1 rRNA gene is annotated in these 1,161 nt (G+C 57.6%); it reads right to left on the reverse strand.

Going from position 1 to position 1,161, the window contains the following annotated elements:
* Positions 1-965: ribosomal RNA gene (locus G9463_RS23710) — 16S ribosomal RNA — on the reverse strand; the annotation flags it as partial.
* Positions 966-1,161 lie beyond the last annotated feature (196 nt).

The following is a 1,161-nucleotide window of genomic DNA, read 5'->3' on the forward strand; positions in this document are numbered from 1 at the left end:
GTCGTCAACCTGACTGTCATTACTACTGTCGGGACCGGTGAGATGTCCGGCGTTGAGTCCAATTAAACCGCAGGCTCCTCCGGTTGTGGTGCTCCCCCGCCAATTCCTTTAAGTTTCATCCTTGCAGACGTACTTCCCAGGCGGCTCGCTTCTCGGCTTCCCTAGGGCGCAGCGCAGGCTCGTAGCCTACGGCACACCTAGCGAGCATCGTTTACAGCTAGGACTACCCGGGTATCTAATCCGGTTCGAGACCCTAGCTTTCGTCCCTCACCGTCGGGTCCGTCTTCCTGAGGTGGTTTCCCCATTGGTGGTCCGTCCAGGATTACAGGATTTCACTCCTACCCCGGACGTACCCCTCAGGTCTTCCGGCCCCAAGCCGGACAGTTTCCGCTGGACGCCGACGCGTTGAGCGCGTCGATTTCCCAACGGACTTGTCCGGCCGGCTACGGACGCTTTAGGCCCAATAATATCGGCTATCACTCGGACTGCCGGTATTACCGCGGCGGCTGGCACCGGTCTTGCCCAGTCCTTGTTCCTGTACCACCTTACGGTACAGAAAAGCGAGGGCTATATGCCCTCGCACTCGGAGTCCCCCTATCGCACTGTCGTGCAGTGTAAAGGTTTCGCGCCTGCTGCGCCCCGTAGGGCCCGGTATCTTGTCTCAGATACCGTCTCCGGGTTCTTGCTCTCACAACCCGTACCGATTATCGGCATGGTGGGCCGTTACCCCACCATCTACCTAATCGGCCGCAGCCACATCCTACAGCGCCGGAACATTTCTAACTCTCTGCACTCCAGCATGAGAGTTATATCCGCTATTGGCCTCAGTTTCCCGAGATTATTGCGGTCTGTAGGGTAGTTTGGCCACGTGTTACTGAGCTATATGCCACGGGTCTAAGCCCGTGCGACTAGCATGGCTAAATCGGACTCCGATAGCAATGGCCTCCGGCAGGATCAACCGGAATGTATCCCGGCACAATGCCGGGGGGTTAGGCGGGATCACACCCATATAATGGGTGTGGTCGCTATCGAAGGGTGTTCGAGGACACCCGTCGACCGAGTGTCACCGAACTATCAGGGCTAACATCAGATCCCATCTTGACGGCGGACCGCAGGGGTGGAATCCTCATTTCTTCGGACCTGATTGTTGTCTCGAAGCCA

The organism is Haloarcula sp. JP-Z28, from assembly GCF_011440255.1.
GTDB lineage: Archaea > Halobacteriota > Halobacteria > Halobacteriales > Haloarculaceae > Haloarcula > Haloarcula marismortui.